This window comes from Marinicella marina, from assembly GCF_030065545.1.
Lineage (GTDB): Bacteria > Pseudomonadota > Gammaproteobacteria > Xanthomonadales > Marinicellaceae > Marinicella > Marinicella marina.
Genome location: NZ_JASJNC010000004.1, coordinates 1 through 19,593, shown reverse-complemented (window position 1 = coordinate 19,593; position 19,593 = coordinate 1). Strand labels below are relative to the sequence as shown.

Genomic DNA, 19,593 nt, shown 5'->3' with positions numbered 1-19,593 from the left:
TAGAATTTTAATTGGTAAATTAGCCACAAATATGAAAAAGTGCGGACAATGAAAAATAAATTAAAAAGCGTCATCATTCAAATGCTCATACAAATATTCAGGCCTTTGGTCAAAATATTGTTGAGATTAAAAGTTCCTTTCAATGAAGTGAGCGATATTTTGAGGTGGACTTATGTTGATGTGGCCAATGAACATTTTGGTATTAACGGCAAACCACCATCAAAATCACGCATTTCAGTGATCACAGGACTATCAAGAACTCAAGTGGATATTCAGATGAAATCTGATTTGTTTACTGAGGAAACAGAACAATATAAATGGAACAGAGCTGTAAGGGTTTTAACTGGATGGGCGGAAGATAAAGATTATCTTGACCAACATGACAAGGCTAAAATTTTACCCTTGGACTCTAAAAAAGAACCAGACTTCAAATCACTGGTTGAAAAGTATTCAGGTGGTGCAACTGTCCGTTCAATTCTGGATGATTTAGTCGTTTCAGGCTCAGCAAAGGTAGTAGATGGTGATGTAGAGCTTTTAAAACCTTACTACTTGACTGTCAACGACCCTGATGATGTTCAGAAACTTAATTTCCTAGGTGTTTCAACTCAATACTTACTGGAAACGATTGAACACAACATCAACCCAGAGAAGTCTGACCCCAGATTCCAACGCATCGTTTTTCATGAGGAATTACCAATATCTCTTATCAATATTGCGGAATCCTTCGTACGTGACAAAAGCCAACAATTGGCTAATGAAGTAGACGAATACTTAGAACATTTAATCCAGTATGCCAATGATGATGGTGAAACATTACCTTATATCGGTCTTGGTCTTTACTATTATCAAGGTGACAAACAATGAAAACAATTAACAACAAAAACAATTACATATCTCTTAAACAGGAGCAGAAAATGAAAAAACACAGTCAAATACTCATTATGGTATTAATTATGGCAAGTACCGTTGCCTCAGGGGCCATCAAAGGGCAAGGAGGTACAGGTGTTTCAATAAACGATATCAGAAACTTTCAAATCGATCAAAATACAGTGATTAAAGAGGATGGCCAAGTTATTCCTGAAATCAGAGGCCAAGGTGGTACTGGTTTTAAAGTCAGGTATAGAATTGCCAGCGATGTTAACCCAGAAGTGACCACTGGAACAATTGAAGAAATTGATTTAATCAATACACATAAAGGGCCTGTGACCTCATTAGATCCATTCAGGATCTTCAATGTAGACGCCTTACTAACTGCCAATACATTTTTTGAAGATAACTTAACTTTCGAACAGATCTCAGTTGGTGATGAGCTTAAACTGTCAGGCTTTGTTGATTCAAATTCGACTTTAATAGTGAGTCGAGTTGAAGCCGATGATGAGCCACTGGATGAATGGAAAGTATCCGGTTATGTATCTGGATTGAATGCCACGCAATTCAGTATTCAGAATCAAGTAGTGATAATAGGTGGCGTGATTCCAAATGATTGTGACACCGGTTTAGCAGATGGACTTTTTGTAGAAGTAGAAGCGACGCCTGATGCCATGTTTATGGCTGGCTCACCCCTCAATACAGTCACAAAAATAGAATGTAAACCTGAGGGAATAACAACCCTACCTGGTGATGTGATTCCAGTAGCACTAGAAGGCATTGTAGACTTTGAGGACATTGAACTAAATAATCTATTTACTATCGCAGGACAACCAATCACGGTCGGTGGTGCAACTGTTTACATCAATGGTGAAGTTGATGATATTGTGATAGGTGCTAAAGTTGAGGTTGAAGGATTAATGAACACAACCACCTCTTTGATAGATGCTTTAAAAGTTAAATTCAAAGAAGTCAGGTTTAAATTTGAAGAACCTGTACTACCATCAGATGTCACAACAGGTGAATCGATAACACTGTTTGGCAAAACCATATTCTCAACTCCACAATTACGAGATGAAGATGGCATCATGGGCTCTGGTCTAGGGGTGGAGACCCAAGTAGAAGTCAGAGGATATGCCGATTCGGAGGGTAACTTATATGCAACCCGAGTAAGAGAACGAGGCAACCCGGATGTAAATGAGGCCAATGCCGATGGATTCATAACAGCTATTAATAACCCACAAATTGAAATCTTTGGTGTGGTTGTTGATACATCAACTTCTGTGTTCTTTGATATCAATGGTATGCCAATTAGTTCAGCTGATTTCTTTAATCAAATTGCTGTTGGTACTGAAGTTGAAGTGGAAGATGCGTTTATCAATGAAACCACAAATGTGATATCAGGAGGTATCATCAGAATAGATGAGGATGATGATTTCACTCGGGTAAGTAGCATCAAAGCCGGAGCAACACAAGCGCTGGGGGTCGGTACCATAACCGGCTTACCAGATGTCATATTTGCTGATTCTTTCGAATAACCTCTTTTTTTATCAGCAATAATAGAGAAGCCAGGCAATCATGTCTGGCTTTTTTATATGCACTCTAATTATTTTTCTGCTCTTGGGTTATTTTGATGACAAAGTTGTGGGCATAACTGTGCTTTGCAATTATCAATACTTGCTGATATTAAATCACAGTATCAATGAAATGAACAAAGAATCAGACACTGTTCAAAAGAATTGAATCATCACATCTTTTAGGATTTAACTGGGGTTATAATCAAGTCTTATTCAATCGCTATGTTGTGATGACAAAGACAAAAGAAGACCCAATTATTATCGGTGGTACAGCAATCAACCCCGGTGAAAGCAGAGAAATTCACCTACCCACATTAAAACTTTATACCGACACCACCATGAACATCCCCATTTATGTCAAGCGTGGGAAAAAACCAGGGCCAACCATCTTTATCAGTGCAGCCATTCATGGTGATGAATTGAATGGCGTTGAAATCATTTCACGGCTGATCAAATCAAAATCCATCAATACCCTCAAAGGCACATTAATAGCTGTGCCCATGGTTAATGGTTTTGGGGTGTTGAATCAGAGCCGTTATTTGCCTGACCGGCGTGATTTAAACCGCAGCTTTCCTGGTTCAGCTAAGGGCTCATTAGCAGGAAGAATGGCGCACCTGTTTATGCAAGAAATTGTCAGTTTGTGTGATTTTGGTATTGATTTACACACCGGTGCCATTCATCGCAGTAATTTGCCACAAATCAGAGCCAATATTGATGATGAGACGACTTTTGCCATGGCCAAAGCCTTTGGTGTACCGGTGATCATTAACTCGAATTTACGCGATGGCTCATTGCGAGAAGCGGCTGATGAATTAGGCATACCCATGTTGTTGTATGAAGCAGGTCAGGCTTTGCGCTTTGATGAATTGTCCATCAGTGTCGGACTCAAAGGCATCATCAATGTACTCAGACATTTAAAAATGTTACCCAAATCCCGCAGTAAAAAGTTGCCCATTGAGCCATTTGTGGCATACAAAAGTAGCTGGGTGAGGGCGGCTGACAGTGGTTTTGTTTTACATAAAGCAGAATTGGGTGATCGAGTCTCCGAAGGCGAGGTGTTGGCGCTGGTCAAAACCCCTCTCGGTGAAATTTCATCCGAGGTCAAAAGTCATGCCGATGGCATCGTCATAGGCAAACAAAATATCCCTCTGGTTCAAGAAGGTGAAGCGGTTTATCACATTGCATTTTTTAACAAACCGAAAAAAGTCGAAGCCAGTATTGAGACCATGCAGGATCGTTTTGAGTTGGAATAGGGGTACTTAACGACAACAAATTCATCTGTAGAATTTTACAATACCTATTGACCAAAATTACCCACTCACATGGCTCAAATTGACTGGCTAGAACAGCAGCAAACACCACAATTATCCGACGGTTTTCCAACGCGCATGGTGCTGCTTGACTGTGAAACCACAGGCGGGCGTTCCAGTTACCACCGCATCATAGAAATTGGCTTGGTTGTGATTGAAAATGGCCAACAAGTTGATCGCTGGCAAACTTTCATCAACCCTGAACGCGCTGTACCAGCAGGCATCACCAGACTCACAGGCATCACCAGCACCATGGTCAAAGAGGCACCTGTCTTTGCCGAAGTTATTGATAAGTTACTTGAAATACTCGATGATCGGGTGTTGGTCGCTCACCATGCGCGCTTTGATTATGGATTCCTGAAAATGGAATTCGAACGTGCAGGTATCAAGTTCAACACCAAGCCCCTGTGTTCAGTGAAACTCAGTCGCATGCTTTACCCTAATTATAAAAGGCATGGATTGGATTACATCATCAAGCGTTTCAATATCAACATCACCAACCGCCACCGGGCTTTGGATGATGCCATTGCCATCCAAGCTTTTTTCATCAAAACCAGTCAGATTCACACGGTGGAAGAAATCAAAGCTGCCTGTGATCGCTTGCTCAAAGAACACACCTTGCCGATAAAAATCAACCAGCAACACATCGACGCGCTGCCAAAAACATCAGGGGTGTATTACTTTTATGATGAACAAGGCAAATTGTTGTATGTCGGCAAGAGCGTCAACATCAGACAGCGGGTACTGAGTCATTTTTCACAAGACTTTAAGAACCACAAAGACCTGAAGATGAGTCCATTGATCGCACAAATAGATTACACCCAAACTGCCAGTGATTTTGGCGCGCAGATACTCGAGAGTCAACAAGTTAAAAGCCTGAAACCATTGTTTAACTCAAGACTCAAACGGGTGCGTAAGCTGTATCGAATCAAAACCCAACTGCATCAAGAGGGCTACATCTACCCACAAATCAATATGATCGAAGTTGATGATTCAGACCACATTGTGCAGGATTTTTATGGTTTATTCCGCAGCAAGCGAAAAGCCCAAATCAAACTCCAAAACTTGGCCGACAAATATTTTTTATGCCATAAACTACTGAGAATTGAATCTGGCACCATCAAACAAGGTCAGCCTTGCTTTAGACACCAATTAAACAAATGTTTAGGTGTTTGCTGTGGCAAGGAAACCATAGCCACTCACGATGAAAGGTTACTTAAAGCACTACAGAAGTACCACCAGAAAGTGTGGCCTTATCCTGGACCCGTATTAGTGGAGGAGCGGCAAGCAGAAGATGATAATCTGCAGACCTTCCATTGGGTTGACCAATGGTTGTATCAAGGTACTATCGAGTCTGAAGAAGAACTGTATGACCGTGGTTTCACCATCAATCCAAATCCTGTAGAAATCAGCCATGAACAAACGATGGCCAAAGAAATCACCGGTGATTTTGATTTGGATATTTATTTTATTTTGGTGAGGTTTTTATTGGATGCAGAAAAATTGTCGGTTAACAACATCAAAATACATCATTTACAAGCCGCTGAATCTACTTATTGAGCTTGTTTTTGATTTTTACTTCGGATTGCGTTTTGTTGTTGTTTGAGTTTTTTTGATTTAGCCCTGAGTCGCTCAGGGTCTGTGGCTGGTTGGCTCAGCATGTGAGTCATGTTAAGCGTGGCCTTTTGGGTCAGTTTAGGGATCAAGACAGATTCAGGTAAGTACTTCCAGTATTTCTTAGGCATTTCGCTTTTCATCGCCGCCTCTTTTAATCGGGCCGGGTTAAAAATGTGGCGGTAATACTGGCGCCAGTATTCATTCATTTCATCATCTTCTGTCATTTGCTGGTACACAGCATAAGTGATACCCTCACTCAAGCGCAATTGCTTTTGATTCCAGTGCGCACAACCGCCTGGCGTACAGACGGTCCAATTCATGGCGGTGAATCTTTTAACAAAGAATTCAGCCACAGCCTCAAGGACCAAATGTTCCGGTTCAAACCAGGCATGAAAATGTTCTTCACCTGAATGGCTGGATGAATTGAACCGAACAAAAGCTTTCATCTTGTGAATGTCACGACTGACTGCTTTGTTCATCCGGTGTAATTGTCGCACAGCTGGGTCAGATGACAGGCGCAAAAGATAAGGCTCTCCATGAGTCAGGCGCCACAGCATTTGATACAACAAGGTCCATTTGCTGTGGTCGCGATGTTGTGACAGAAACTGAGCCACTTGAATGAAAGCGGCAGGTACTTGGTGTTTGTTGGTTTTTGCTGCGCTTTTCGGCTGCTCAAAGCTGAAGGGCAGGGCCAATTGATCACCCAAGTCCCACCTGGCATCTGCTGGAATCACTGCATTTTGTAGGTAAGTTCGAGCCATCTCGCGCCAGCGTTTGAAATCCTGTTGCACAGTGAGTTGTTTTTCTGCCATACCAGTCATGTATCAGAAGGCCAATTGTTGTTGTTCTGGCGGAATAAAATAGCCACGCAGGTTGTCCTTTTCTAACAAGCGAGCCTGTGGGTGATAATCTGAAGTCTCTATAAAAGGTTTGACTTTTTTGATTGCCACACGCATTTTCTGTAGATCAATCAGTCTGATTCGGCTGTATCGACGCATGTTGATGATGCGGCGGGCACTCATGGCACCAATTCCAGGTATTCTTAATATGTGTTCCAAGCTGGCTTTGTTCAGGTTGATGGGGAAAAATTCACGGTGATTGATGGCCCATGATAATTTGGGATCAATATGCAAGTCCAACATGCCATCAGATGTTGAGTTTAAAGGGGTGATTTCATCCACCTCAAAACCATAAAACCGCAACAACCAATCGGCTTGATAAAGCCGGTGTTCGCGCATCAATGGCGGTGCAATCAAAGGCAGTGCCTGTGATGCATCTGGAATCGGGCTGAAAGCCGAGTAGTAGACCCGACGCATTTTGAAATTGTTGTAAAGTTGATTTGACTGGATCAATATGATGCGGTCATTGGACTGATCTGCACCCACAATCATCTGCGTGCTTTGTCCGGCTGGCGCAAATTTGATGTGGCTTTTGATGCGTTGGTTGCTGATGGTTTTCTTTTGGCGCTTATGGGCTTTTGCCTCAGCAATTCCCGATTTCAAGCGCGCCATGCTTTTTTTGATACCGAGCGGGCTTTTTTCGGGTGCAAACTGTTGCAGTGATTGAGCTGTTGGCATTTCGACATTGATGCTCAGGCGATCTGCATATTTACCAGCCTCTGCCAAAAGTTCTGGTGAGGCATCTGGGATGGTTTTTAAATGAATATAGCCCCTGAAATCATGCTCGGTGCGCAGTTTCTTAGCAATCAGGCTGATTTGTTCCATGGTGTAGTCTTCGTTCTTGATGATGCCGGAGCTCAGGAACAGTCCTTCAATGTAATTGCGCTTGTAAAATTCAATGGTCAGTTTCACCACCTCATCCACGGTAAAACGGGCTCTTTTGACTTGGCTGGATGCCCGGTTGACACAGTAGCTGCATTCATAAATACAAAAATTAGTCAGCAGAATCTTCAACAAGGACACACAACGTCCATCCGGGGTGTAGCTGTGACAGATGCCCATGCCACCGGATGAGCCAATGCCTTTGCCATTCTTTGAGTCGCGTTGATCGGTACCACTGGAGGCACATGAAGCGTCGTATTTAGCGGCATCAGCTAAGATCGCCAATTTATCTATGAGTTGCATGTTGTCATTATAGGGAACATAAAGGGAACATACAACTGACAATCACTTAACTCACTCAATAATGATGGTAATCATCAATATCAATTTGTTTGGTTTTCAAGCGATAACTCAGCGTCATCCCAGGCCAGTTGTTGGTGTTGGTGCCGGCAGCGTTTTGGTACCAGCTGTGACAACCACCTTGTTGCCAAACGGTATTGGCCAAGCGTTTTTGTAACTGGACTCTGTATTTACTTTCGACATCAGCTTTTAAATCCATGTAATTGATATTTCTATTTTTAATTTGGTCAATATAATCACAAATGTAATTGAACTGACTTTCTAGCACATGAATCATGGAGTTGTGACCTATGTTGGTGTTGGGATCATAACACAGCATGAAATTAGGAAAACCAGAGACCGTGATGCCGTGGTAGGCATACGCACCTTGGTGCCATTGTTGCTGCAGGGATTCATCTGAGGTGCCTTTGATGTGGATGCCTTGAAGAAAATCGGCGGCCTTGAAACCAGTGGCATAAATCAGGGTGTCGGCCGTGTGGTGCTTACCAGATTCAGTCATCACCCCATCTTGAGTGACCTTTTTGATCGGTTCAGCCACCAGTTTAATGTGCGGTAAGTTGAGTGTGCTGTAGTAATTATTGGCGATTAATATGCGTTTACAACCAATCACATAATCAGGCGTCAGCAAGTGCCTTTTTTCTTGGTCTTTGATTTGAGAATGCATGAACCATTGCCAACGCAAAGTGTATAGTTTTAACACCGCTTTTAATGGGCCCATATAAAGTGACCTGAATTCGTTTTTGGTATAAATGGCCTTTCTGATCAGGTCTTGTAACTTTGGCAAGCGCGACATCAGTTTTTGTTCAACCTGACTGATGACACGGTCGCGTTTAGGCAGTACATAAGGTGCTGTGCGTTGAAATATGGTGACCGTGGCAGCTAGCTTGGCAATTTCAGGGATGAACTGAATGGCACTGGCACCGGTGCCAACCACCGCCACGTGTTTACCTTGGAAGTCGTGTTCATGCTGCCATTGGGCTGAATGAAACTGCGTGCCTTTGAACCTTTCGCTACCCGTGAGGTTTGGCCAAGCTGGCTGGCACAGTTGGCCACAGGCAGAGATTAAAAAGCGACAAGAATAAATCGCTTTGTTCGCAGTGGTGACATGCCATAAGCCTGTGACCTGATTGAACTCAGCGGCTTCTACGCATTGATTCAATTGAATTTTATGACTGGGGATGTGTGCATCGACACAGTCTTTCAGGTAATTCATTATTTCACTTTGACCTGAAAAGCTGCGTGACCAATGGGTGTTTTGCGCGAAAGAGAAAGAATACAAGCTTGAGGGCACATCACAAGCCGCAGCCGGGTAGGTGTTATCACGCCATACCCCGCCGATGTCATCACCCCGTTCTAATATCAGGTAATCACTGTGGTTTTGTTGCTGCAGCCGCATGGCTAAACCAACACCACTGAAACCAGCGCCAATGATGATGGTTTCATGATGTAGCAATGAATTAGTGGTCATATGATGTTGTAAAAACTGGGACAATTTATCTTGCCTGCTGATGAGTCACTTGTCAAACACCGCCACGACAGACTAAAACGAAAGCAGAAACCAAACAATAACCGCTTAATAATGTGTGATTATGTACATTAAATGATTGGAATAATTCATTGAAATGTATGCCAAAAAAGTTGCAGTTGACATTCATTCTATGACCACAGCATAATAACCTAATTCCATCTACCATTTTCTATGCAACCAAAGGATACCAATCACTATCTGTCATGGATAGACGTAGACAACGAATTACACTGTGAGCAGTTGTCGCCGGCTAAAAAAGTGATCACCATTGGACGTTCTGATCAAGCCGACGTGGAGGTGTTCAATACCAGTGTCTCTCGTCAACACTTAGAACTCTCTTGGAACCAAGGTAAATTACAGGTCAAAGACACCGGCTCCAGCTTTGGCACCTGGGTTAATGGTGACCAATTGGCGCCGCATGTGGCTGAATCCTTGGTGGTTGATACCGAAATTAAGTTGGGGAACTTGAGCATGTGGTACGAATTGCGTAGGAGTGATGAGTCGCAAGAGTTATTCCAAACCTGTTTTCATCCCCCAGATGTTGCTGATGAAACCGAACTTTCAGGCGAAATCAATGACTTCAGGATTAAACTGCTAGGCATGCTGCAAGACAATTACGGTGATGACACGCTGAATGTTCAGCTGATTAAAAACATTGATTCTGAATTACATGACTTAATCAGTGCCCAAGAACTGCGTTTAAAAGAACAAAGAATACTCAATTCAATCAGTCACATCTTGAACCGCAGTTTAAGCTCATCCGAACTATTAAAAACCTCTTTGAACCTGGTCAGTAAAGTATTGAATGCCGATCGAGGCTTTGTGGTTTTGAAAGATTGTCAGGCTGAGGGCTTTGAGTTTTTGGCCATGCGCCATTTCAATGCACTGCGTTGGTCTGATGAACCAAGCAAGCAGACTTTCAGTCAGAAACTGGTGGCGCGCTGTTTTGAGCAGAACCAAATCATCATCATTGGCGACTCCCAACTCAACGAAACCTTATCTGATCTGAATCCAGTCAGTGACGGCGGTGGTCGCAGTATTGTGGTTATTCCACTGGTCCAGGATACTCAAGTGGTGGGTGTGATGTACCTGGATAACCAAAACAAGTCACACAACTTCAGTCAAACGCAAATTCCATTTCTGACCACTTTTGCGGCACATACCAGCATTGCACTGCATAACACATTGCTCTACAAGCGGGCCATCACCGATGATTTAACCCAACTATACACCCGCCAACACATTGATGAATCGTTGTCAGAGGCCATTAAGCAAGCCGACAATAGTGGCCAACAATTGGCTTTACTGGTGATGGATCTGGATCACTTCAAAAACATCAACGATAATTACGGCCATATTACCGGTGATGAAGTGTTGAAAACTTTTGCTGACATCATCCGCAAACACATCAATGATGATGCCCATGCCGGTCGTTTTGGTGGTGAGGAGTTTATTGTTATATTGCCAGATGTTGAGCCACAACAAGCCCTACAATTGGCCGAGGCCATTCGCCAAGATTTGGCGGCCACCACCATCACCCAAGATGAACACAGTGTCAAAGTCACAGTCAGTATTGGCATAGCCAATTACCATGACAAGTACGGCAGTAATAACCTGTTGTTTCTCGATGATGCTGATAATGCCATGTACCAAGCGAAAAATGACGGTCGCAACCGAACTGTTGTGGCGCCATAGACCTGCTGCTGTTTCAACCGGCGAATTGACTTCGGTATCAATCCATTCATATAATCACTGTACCCAAACACCGATATAATTAATTAATGGATCAAGCACCGTTTTTATCCTGTCCACAATGCCACCACCACAACCCAATAGATACCAAAGCATGCGAGCTGTGCGAATGGAAATTGGTCGCAGCGGATGATGAGACCCTGAAGACCCAGGCACCATCGAGCGTTGACCTGAATCAGACCATTGATCCCAATGCCATTACCCAAGAAAACCATGACCCACAGGTGACTGTGGCGCCAGCAGTCTTGGCGGCAAAGAAACAACAAGCCAGCGATGAAAAAACTTTTCATCTGGCAGGAGACTTATCACATTTTGAGGTATTAAAAGTGTTGGGGCAGGGAGGTATGGGCATGGTCTACCATGCCAAAGACCGCACTTTGCAGCGCGATGTGGCGCTGAAGATGTTGCGACCACTCTCCGGCACCAACCAGCTCAGTACCGAAGCCTTATTGGATGAGGCGCGCATGGCCAGCCAACTGAACCATCCCAACATCGTTACCATCTATGATGTGGCACGGGCAGATAACAGCAATTACATCGTCATGGAATGGGTCGATGGCAAACCACTGGATGAGCTCATTCCAGAAGAGGGCCTACCGCTGGTCACCGCCATTGATTACGCCAGACAAATAGCCCACGGCTTATCCTCAGCACACCAAAAATACATCATCCACCGCGACATCAAGCCGCAAAACATCATGCTCAGTGAACAAAACACGTTGAAGATTTTGGATTTTGGTATCGCTGGCTTGGTTGAACACATGGTTGAACAGGATGAGGCTGCGTCCAAAGCGGCTCACTTAACCACCCCAGCTGCTGGCACCCCCAGCTACATGTCACCCGAACAGGCCCAAGGCCTTAATCTGGATCCTCGTTCTGACATTTACTCCCTCGGCATTGTGTTGTACCAAATGCTCACCGGCCAACGCCCCTTCACTGGTAAGAACAGCAGCGTAGTGAAACAAGCCATCATTAACGGTCGCTTCACACCGATTGAAAAAATCAAACCGGAATTACCCGCAGTGGTAGTCGAAACGGTGAATAAAATGCTGGCCACAGCCAAAGACCAACGCTGGCAGAGCAGTGCTGAACTGGCCACAGCTTTGGATGAGGTTTACAATGAATTAACCTACAGCAAAAACTGGTGGCAAAAACGCCACTGGTTGACCAAAGCTGCGATGCTACTGCCCTTTATAGTGGCGCTGGGTTGGACCACCAAAGACATCTTATTTCCCGCATCCACCCAACAACTGATTGAACAACAACTGGCCGAAGCCACCAAAGTCGCTATCTTGCCCTTTGATAACATCAGTGGTGACCCAACCCTACAATTATTCGGTGACGGTTTGGCGGTGAACCTCAGTACTGATCTGGCCACCGTGGCCAGTGAAATCGGGGATACCTGGATAGTTCCAGCCACCGAGATCAGTCGCATGAAAGAAGTGGCACCGAAAGCCGTGGCGGATAAATACGGTGTTGAACTGATCCTTACCGGCAGCATGCAACACATGGGCTCCACCCGCCTGGTGGTGCTGAACTTGTTGGATGCACAAAGTGGCCAACAATTAAAAACCACCGAATTAAACATCAACGCCGATGATTTATTTGGCGGACACGCCTTAATCCGTGAAAAAGCCATGGCACTGCTTGATTGGCCTTTGCCCGAGGCGTTAGCCACAAGCTTTAATGCTGAAAGACCACAATTAGATGGTGCCTATAAACATTATGTTGAGGGCAGGGGGTATTTGTATCGATATGACCAAGATGGTAATTTAACAGATGCAATAAACTCATTTAAACAGGCCATTAAAAATGACCCAAGTTATGAAGCTGCTTATGTAGGATTGGCCGAAACATACTTGAATCAATTTTCAAAAACAAAAGCCAGCACTTGGCTAGATCAAATGGTTGAAACCATCACAGCGCTCAAAAAAGTCAATGTTGAAAATCCACAAGTCAGTTATTTATCGGCTGAAGCCGAATCAAACCTGGGTAATTATGAACAAGCCATTGATATGTACACCACCAGTATCAAACAAAACCCCAATAATTTTGATGCTCAAATAGGTCTTGCCAATGCGTTCAACAAACTACAACGTGTAGATGAGGCCGAAAACACTTACCTTAACGCAATCAAGCAGGCACCTAACAATTGGAATGTGATTGTTAATCTAGGTGTTTTTTATACGCAAATTGGTAAATACTCCAATGCTTTAAAACAATTTTTGAAATTAACTGAGATTAGTCCCAATAATCACATTGGTTACCGCAATGTTGCTGCTCTCTATTACATTATGAATGATATCACCAATGCGATCACCTTCAGTGAAAAGGCCATTGCAATAAAACCATCGGATAGATCTTACTCAAATTTAGGAACTATGCTTTTTTCAATTGAGCAATATGAAGAAGCTATTCACAACTATCTAAAAGCAATAGAGACCAATGATAAACACTATATATATTGGGGAAATTTAGCAGATGCATATAAATTTAATGGGAATCAAAAGTCTGCAATTAATAGTTTTCAAAAAGCCTCGGAACTAGCTCATGATATGCTTAATATAAACCCTAACGATGTAAAAGTTAAAGCTGACCTCTCTTATTATTTATCAAACCTCAATTTTACTCAAGAAGCATTAGATTTCGCATCTGAGATTAATGAAAACAGTACTGGCTTAGAAAATTTTATAGTAGCAACAGCCTTTGATGAGTTAGGAATGATTGATCAGGCTTTATTACATTTGGAATGGGCGTTAAAAAAGAATTATCCATTAGAAGAAATAGTCAAATCTCCACTTTTGAAGAATTCGAAATTAAATAATAATTTCAGGGAATTGATTTCTTCATATTAAATTATGGCACACATACTGTTCCAATATATGTGCCACATTCTCATTTATGAAAATCAATCAGGATCAACAATAATTTGTGGATCAGTCGAATAATTCTGTCCATTAATGGTTAAGGTCAAACAATAAGTATCAGTCGTTAAAGAAGCATCATTCATGATTTGCAATGTCTCTGTGGCTGAAGCACTGCCCGCATCACGAGTTAAATCAAAATTGGTGTCACCATTGGCTTCATCGTTGAATGGGTCTTGGTCACCACCGGTAAACTGTAAATCAACTGTGATGGTGTTGGGGGCATCAGATGGCCATGTAACGTTGACATCCAACTGGCCGCCTTCGGCCACTGAAACTTCTTGGGTAACTGATGGTAATGTGCCTGGTTGTAAAGAGTCTAATTTGACTTCAATTGTCGGGTTTGACATATATTTCCTCTTGGTTGTAGTTAATGATAGGAGCAGTTAATTAAGACCTTACTAAAAACCCCTTTGTGGATTCCCCTTTGCTGACTGTTCACATTAATAAATGCTTATATATCAATCCTTTTTAATAAGGTCTTGATTAAAAGTTTAACTGATTAATTTGTAAAAAGATATTACATCTTATTACAATAAACCACAATAATTTAGCTGGCATCAAATTTCAAACATGGCAAAATTCAAAAATCCAACAACTGGGGAAACAGTTATACTGAGGTCTCAGCATGTCTTTGGAAGGCACCCAGCCACAGCACATACTTTATTGGGAGATCATGCTGCTTCACGCATCCATGCCAACGTATTTTGGGACGGTAACGATTGGCAGATAAAAGACAGCAGCTCCAATGGCACCTACCTCAATAAAAAGAAACTTGAACCGGGTGAAAAATACACGCTGAGGACAGCTGATACCCTGCATTTCGGCAGCCCTGATTCAGATAAATGGCAAATCACTGATTTAAATGCCCCTAAAAGCATGTTGTTACTCATTGGCAATCACAAACAGACCATTGAGCTGGATGATTTAATTGTGCTACCAGATGCTCAAAAGCCAGAAATCACCATCTACCGCAACAACCAATCACTGTGGGTTCTTGAGAACCAACATGAACAGCGGGTGTTGAATTCAGGTGACCAAGTTAGTGTTGGTAATGAAACTTGGGTTTTTATCACTCCTGATGACATCGATGAAACCAACCCAATAGTCCAACTAAGCAATGAAACGCCGCAATTGAAATTTGCTGTGAGTCGAGATGAAGAACACATTGATTTGGATATTCAGTGGAACCAACAACACATTGCCCTGGGTGAACGTGTTCACCATTATTTGTTGTTATGTCTGGCACGTAAACGGCTGTCTGATCAAATTGATGGTTTAAAAACAGAAGAACAAGGCTGGTTAGAAAAGGAATTATTGGTCAGAATGACCGGCATGGATGAAAAACACATCAACATCCAAATCTACCGTTTCAGAAAACAACTGCTTGACACCAATAGCTCTGATACCAATGCATTACTCTCTCTCATTCAACGCAGAAGAGGGCAGTTGCGTTTGGATTGCGATGAAATAGTCATCCAGGGTGGGCAACAGTTAATATAAATACGACTCATCTCGTCAGTGCTTATGACACAAAAAAACTGGGTTCTTAAGCAGGGCGGTTAAACCTCCCTGCTTTTTTATTATCTAAATTAATATAGATTTTATTTATCAATAAGATAGATGATTTATCTAAACATAATTATAAACTCAATCAACCCGTCTTGTTTTACCACTTTCTGCACGTTTCTTATTTTCTGTTTGTACATAAACGGTATCTGTTGTGGCCATACTGGCATGGCCTAAATCTTCGGATAAATCTTTAAGCGCCCTGCCTCTTTCAACTTCCATACTGGCCCCAGTGTGTCTCAGCCAGTGGGTGGTGGCTTCTTTGAGTTTTCTGGCTTGGGCCGGACTTACCGATTGACTCATGCGCTCAAAGGCTTGATCAAAAACTTGTTGAACCAAGCGCCTTAAATGCCTGGCCGTCATGCCACCTTGGCCCCTGATTTTTTCAACCAAAACTGTGTTTTCACCACTGTCAGGTAAAGCCGTTAAACCCCGAGAAGTTCTGTAACGCTTTAAATAATGTAAAAAGGCCAAAGGTACCGTTACATCCCTTATTTTACGACCTTTACCAAATATCCTGAGCCACCAATTGTGATCGGAATCTTGCCAAAAATGACCCATTTCAGGGCTCCAATTTGGCCTTTCAGACAGCTCCGAAATCCTCAAAAAAAGCACTTTTGTCGCGGCAATAATAAACAAGTTACGCTCAAACAAAGGGTTTTCATCAGCCATGGTTGTGGCCGTATCCAGAACATATTGCCATTGATCTTCAGTTAACCTTTTAGGTTCCTTGATTTGAGATTCAGTGATGAAGTGTTTACAGTCTTTTTTAGCTATTTGCGCTGGATTACCCAGAACCAATTCTTCACCCATCAAATAATTAAAGAATGAAATGATTGCTGTGAAGGTCGAAGTCAAGGTTTGTTGCGATGGTCGGTAACGTTTTTTATCGACTTTTTTATCTACAGCGCTTTTAGCAGCTTGCAGCTTGAACGGACGCCAAGCCTCGTTGGATTTAAAATAACCATTCTCAAAAATAAAGCGATCGTGGTTTTGTGTAGCAATCCATTGAACCGGCGGATGCCAACAAAAATCAGCGTAATCTAAAATATCTGATTTGCGGTAAATATCAATGGCTTGGTTTTTAATCAATATGGCCCACAACAGAAAACGTTCAATTTCATTTCTGAAACGTGTATAGGTGTGTTCAGATTTGTTTCGGCCTATATACAACAAATAATCTTTTCCCCAATTCCAATGCACGCGCTGCCATTCATCAAATCCTTCAATCTCTGCACACATCTGTGGATAATCATTTAAGGACAGGTGTTTTAATTCCTGATATGTGGGATACAAAGGTACTGGTTGAGGAAGAGCCATAAAATATAATAGAATGAATCATTAACACAAAAGCCATTATATATCGATATTTACACTATGTCCAATACTAAACAGTATCGGATTTAGCGAGAGATCTATATCAACACATTTATCACCTATTGAATAACTTGGACGTCCAACTAAACATTTGAATATTTGCCTCTGATGAGCCCTAGTTTCCAACTAACCCCATGAATATTTTGTCCAGTGTAAAATATATTTAAATAGCTTGAGATATAAGATCTAAAGATTTGGTTTTTTAAGGGTGATTATTAAGAGATAAACTTACTGATTTAGTCAAATCCATTTTTAAAGATTACATCTGTCGCTTTAAACAAGAAAGCGGCACCGGAATTTGTCCCAAAATCATCTAATCCAACTGCGCCAATAATGGCATTGTCTCCATCAATGCTCACAGAATCACCCAAAACATCCCATAACCTGGCTTCATTATTAATCAAAGTCTGCCTTTCTTCCCAAATACCATTTACCTTTGCAAACCAATAGGCAGCACCAGAGTAGCTTGTACCACTAACTCGTGCCCAACTAGAACCAATAATCAGGTTGTCACTCGAGAGTGATACATCAATTCCAAAAAAGTCGAATCCACCAACTTTGGGACGTAACCATTGATCAATTTGCCAGAGTTTTCCGTCATAATTTAAAAGACTTGCGTTGCCTCTGCCATTCCCTGAATCAGCTAAATATGATCCAACTAATAATGTGTCCCCATCTAAGTCTAATGAACTTCCAAATCGACCAAAACCATTGATTGTTTGGTAATGCATCCAATTTGATTTTGCATCAAAAAAATGTACTGCATCGGACTGTCCCACAATTGCCCATTGATTATTTAAACCAACATCAAGGCCCAAGTAATCATCTTCATCTGGATTAGGAATAACCAATTTATTTACTTCACTCCAGATACCATTTTCCTTTTTGAATATATAAGCTGCACCACTGCGATCACCAAAAGTATCAGAACCTGTTCCACCTATTAATGCATAATCACCGTTAATAGTTACAGAACCACCAAAATAATCGTCATCAACTCCATCACTTGCTGTTAACTTGGTTTCATAAACCCAATCGCCGCCGATATAATTAAAAATGTATGCTGACCCGGGATCATTTGTCATATCACCAAATGATGGGGCTCCTATAATAGCCTTTAAGCCATCTATATCTATTGCATATCCAAAATTTTGAAATGGTTGTGGGCTTTCTGCAAAAATCTTAGAGTTTAGAATCCATTCTTCATTTAAAAGCTTATACCCATATACAGCACCTGACTCGCGACCAATCTCATCATCCCCATAAGAACCAATCATCATATGATTTCCATCAATTTTTGTGGTGCTACCAAAGAAATTTCTTGCTGAACCAAGGAGCATATCAACTTTATCATTTTCATTCCACTGGAAATTATTAAATGAAAAACTAAAAAATGATCCTGCCTCATTGTCAATAGAATCATCGCCGCTGGCACCAATCAGTAACTGGTTGTTATCTGACGCAAGAGAAAAATCAAATTCATTATCATCTGAACCTATAATTGGGCCTAAGTCAGTAGTTTGAACCCAGTTCAAGCCAGCCTGTTCAAAGACATGAACATGGCCTTCAAATTGTTCTAATGATTCATCTGAAACAGAGCTGATAAATATTTTATTAGAATTAATTTGAACGTTCGATCCAAATTTATTGAAATGTTGTTCATTGGGTGCCACTAACTTTTGTTTCTCTTCCCAAACGTCTTCCTCTTTCTTGAACAGATAAACAGCGCCAGGTCCATCAGCGTCGAAATATTTTCCATCCTTATCTGCACCAATAACTAGTATTTCATTATATATATCAATCGATGCACCAAAGTAATTGTTTTCTTCTCGATCAGAAGCATTTATTTTTTGCTCAAACACCCAATCTAACCCATTGGGTTCAAATATATAAACAGAACCTACTCGATAAACTCCCTCAAAAGAATCACTATACGCACTCACAACCATCTGTGCCTCATTGATTACAAGCTGACTGCCAAAATTTCCATATCCTGGAATTTTAGATTGTTCAATCCATTCATGATCTAAAAGTTTGAAAACATAAACTTGCCCCCGATAACCATTCAATCTATAGTTGGGAGCCCCTATGATTATTGTATCTTCATATTGAGATATTGCAGCACCAAATTCATCAACGCGATCGCCATCTGAGGCCAGCAGTATTTGCACCTGTGCCCATTCGTCATTTACATCATCATAATCAAAAACATATGCAGCACCAAATCGATTTCCACCACTAGAAGACTCTCTAGCTCCTACAACTATTCGCCCTTGATTTATGCTTACGGAATAACCAAATTCATCACCTTGTTGTCCATCATCAGGTATCAATGTTTCAGACAGCTGCCAATTATCACCATCAAACTGGTAAACAAACGCCAACCCATGCCCCATCGCTTCTGGCGCCCCAACGACGGCCATACCCATCTCCACATCGATACTATGACCAAAATAACTTTGATCTCCACCGATCCCAAATTGATCGAAAGCTGTTAACTTTTGATCAATTGATAGATATTGCTTGGAAGAGGTTCCATTTGATTGAATTTCTTGATAACTAGAGTTTTTACATAATCCCATAAAAGAGATATGTGCAATTAGCAACACACATATTAATTTACATTTCATTAGCAATTTCCTTTGTAGCCTAAATTCCCTTGATACTCTCTTGGATTATTTTAGAGATAATAAATATTCAAAGTAAATGTAGTAGTCAAGTAATATTGAGCATTTTAACATCAATCCAGCATCAGCTCCATTTGGAATTCCTAAATAAATGATAAACGCCCTGACCTTTCCCCCAAAAACAGACCCATGACAAGGATGAGATTTCCAATTAAACTAAGAAAGAGGATATCTCATTATGAAAAAGAAACGTTATACAGAAGAACAAATCATTGGCGCCATCAAACAGCATGAGTCAGGTGTT

At 41.6% G+C, this 19,593-nt stretch carries 13 protein-coding genes; 7 read left to right on the top strand and 6 right to left on the bottom strand.

Features of this window, described 5'->3' with window-relative positions; genetic code table 11:
• The first annotated feature begins 48 nt into the window (after positions 1-48).
• The 4 genes from QNI24_RS07185 to QNI24_RS07170 all read left to right on the top strand — a co-directional run bounded on the left by QNI24_RS07185 (position 49) and on the right by QNI24_RS07170 (position 5,314).
• Positions 49-864: a DUF6502 family protein gene (locus QNI24_RS07185; protein ID WP_267175878.1), complete on the top strand. Its 816-nt coding sequence runs from the start codon at positions 49-51 to the stop codon at positions 862-864.
• A gap of 50 nt (positions 865-914) precedes the next feature.
• Positions 915-2,405, top strand: a complete 1,491-nt coding sequence (locus QNI24_RS07180) for a DUF5666 domain-containing protein (RefSeq protein ID WP_267175877.1) — start codon at positions 915-917, stop codon at positions 2,403-2,405.
• 269 nt (positions 2,406-2,674) lie between these two features.
• A complete protein-coding gene (locus tag QNI24_RS07175; RefSeq protein WP_267175876.1) occupies positions 2,675-3,697 on the top strand; it encodes a succinylglutamate desuccinylase/aspartoacylase family protein in 1,023 nt (340 codons plus the stop codon).
• Positions 3,698-3,766: 69 nt separating this feature from the next.
• Positions 3,767-5,314, top strand: a complete 1,548-nt coding sequence (locus QNI24_RS07170; RefSeq protein ID WP_267175875.1) for an exonuclease domain-containing protein — start codon at positions 3,767-3,769, stop codon at positions 5,312-5,314.
• On the opposite strand, the gene QNI24_RS07165 is transcribed toward QNI24_RS07170, so the two are convergent.
• From QNI24_RS07165 to QNI24_RS07155, 3 genes are read right to left on the bottom strand one after another with little or no spacing between them, the layout of a single operon-like run.
• On the bottom strand, positions 5,308-6,192 hold the full coding sequence (locus QNI24_RS07165) for a TIGR03915 family putative DNA repair protein (protein WP_283708590.1): 885 nt from the start codon (positions 6,190-6,192) through the stop codon (positions 5,308-5,310). The two genes, QNI24_RS07170 and QNI24_RS07165, sit on opposite strands and share 7 nt — an antisense overlap.
• Positions 6,193-6,195: 3 nt before the next feature.
• Complete coding sequence (locus QNI24_RS07160) at positions 6,196-7,455, bottom strand: putative DNA modification/repair radical SAM protein (protein WP_267175873.1); 1,260 nt, start codon at positions 7,453-7,455, stop codon at positions 6,196-6,198.
• 55 nt (positions 7,456-7,510) lie between these two features.
• Positions 7,511-8,980: a flavin-containing monooxygenase gene (locus QNI24_RS07155; RefSeq protein WP_283708589.1), complete on the bottom strand. Its 1,470-nt coding sequence runs from the start codon at positions 8,978-8,980 to the stop codon at positions 7,511-7,513.
• A 231-nt stretch (positions 8,981-9,211) separates the two neighbouring features.
• Here QNI24_RS07155 and QNI24_RS07150 point away from each other — a divergent pair, with 231 nt between their 5' ends.
• A complete protein-coding gene (locus tag QNI24_RS07150; protein WP_267175871.1) occupies positions 9,212-10,735 on the top strand; it encodes a diguanylate cyclase in 1,524 nt (507 codons plus the stop codon).
• Positions 10,736-10,821: 86 nt separating this feature from the next.
• Positions 10,822-13,647 carry a serine/threonine-protein kinase gene (locus QNI24_RS07145; protein ID WP_267175870.1) on the top strand — a complete coding sequence of 942 codons (2,826 nt, stop codon included), beginning with the start codon at positions 10,822-10,824 and terminating at the stop codon, positions 13,645-13,647.
• 53 nt (positions 13,648-13,700) lie between these two features.
• Here the strand turns inward: QNI24_RS07145 and QNI24_RS07140 are convergent, their stop codons facing one another.
• Positions 13,701-14,066, bottom strand: coding sequence for a hypothetical protein (locus QNI24_RS07140; protein ID WP_267175869.1), 366 nt, complete (start codon positions 14,064-14,066; stop codon positions 13,701-13,703).
• Positions 14,067-14,289: 223 nt separating this feature from the next.
• On the opposite strand from QNI24_RS07140, the gene QNI24_RS07135 reads away from it, so the two are divergent.
• Positions 14,290-15,219 carry an FHA domain-containing protein gene (locus tag QNI24_RS07135; RefSeq protein WP_267175868.1) on the top strand — a complete coding sequence of 310 codons (930 nt, stop codon included), beginning with the start codon at positions 14,290-14,292 and terminating at the stop codon, positions 15,217-15,219.
• A gap of 147 nt (positions 15,220-15,366) precedes the next feature.
• Here QNI24_RS07135 and QNI24_RS07130 read toward each other — a convergent pair whose 3' ends face one another.
• On the bottom strand, positions 15,367-16,605 hold the full coding sequence (locus QNI24_RS07130; protein ID WP_267175867.1) for a tyrosine-type recombinase/integrase: 1,239 nt from the start codon (positions 16,603-16,605) through the stop codon (positions 15,367-15,369).
• A gap of 293 nt (positions 16,606-16,898) precedes the next feature.
• A complete protein-coding gene (locus QNI24_RS07125) occupies positions 16,899-19,292 on the bottom strand; it encodes a hypothetical protein (protein ID WP_267175866.1) in 2,394 nt (797 codons plus the stop codon).
• Positions 19,293-19,593: the final 301 nt, after the last annotated feature.

What these genes read in the sequence shown, in the direction of transcription:
- QNI24_RS07150 (WP_267175871.1), top strand. Translation starts at nt 9,212, where the DNA reads ATGCAACCAAAGGATACCAATCACTATCTGTCATGGATAGACGTAGAC.
- QNI24_RS07175 (WP_267175876.1), top strand. Translation starts at nt 2,675, where the DNA reads ATGACAAAGACAAAAGAAGACCCAATTATTATCGGTGGTACAGCAATC.
- QNI24_RS07135 (WP_267175868.1), top strand. Translation starts at nt 14,290, where the DNA reads ATGGCAAAATTCAAAAATCCAACAACTGGGGAAACAGTTATACTGAGG.
- QNI24_RS07180 (WP_267175877.1), top strand. Translation starts at nt 915, where the DNA reads ATGAAAAAACACAGTCAAATACTCATTATGGTATTAATTATGGCAAGT.
- QNI24_RS07165 (WP_283708590.1), bottom strand. Translation starts at nt 6,192, where the DNA reads ATGACTGGTATGGCAGAAAAACAACTCACTGTGCAACAGGATTTCAAA.
- QNI24_RS07125 (WP_267175866.1), bottom strand. Translation starts at nt 19,292, where the DNA reads ATGAAATGTAAATTAATATGTGTGTTGCTAATTGCACATATCTCTTTT.
- QNI24_RS07130 (WP_267175867.1), bottom strand. Translation starts at nt 16,605, where the DNA reads ATGGCTCTTCCTCAACCAGTACCTTTGTATCCCACATATCAGGAATTA.
- QNI24_RS07185 (WP_267175878.1), top strand. Translation starts at nt 49, where the DNA reads ATGAAAAATAAATTAAAAAGCGTCATCATTCAAATGCTCATACAAATA.
- QNI24_RS07160 (WP_267175873.1), bottom strand. Translation starts at nt 7,455, where the DNA reads ATGCAACTCATAGATAAATTGGCGATCTTAGCTGATGCCGCTAAATAC.
- QNI24_RS07145 (WP_267175870.1), top strand. Translation starts at nt 10,822, where the DNA reads ATGGATCAAGCACCGTTTTTATCCTGTCCACAATGCCACCACCACAAC.
- QNI24_RS07155 (WP_283708589.1), bottom strand. Translation starts at nt 8,980, where the DNA reads ATGACCACTAATTCATTGCTACATCATGAAACCATCATCATTGGCGCT.
- QNI24_RS07140 (WP_267175869.1), bottom strand. Translation starts at nt 14,066, where the DNA reads ATGTCAAACCCGACAATTGAAGTCAAATTAGACTCTTTACAACCAGGC.
- QNI24_RS07170 (WP_267175875.1), top strand. Translation starts at nt 3,767, where the DNA reads ATGGCTCAAATTGACTGGCTAGAACAGCAGCAAACACCACAATTATCC.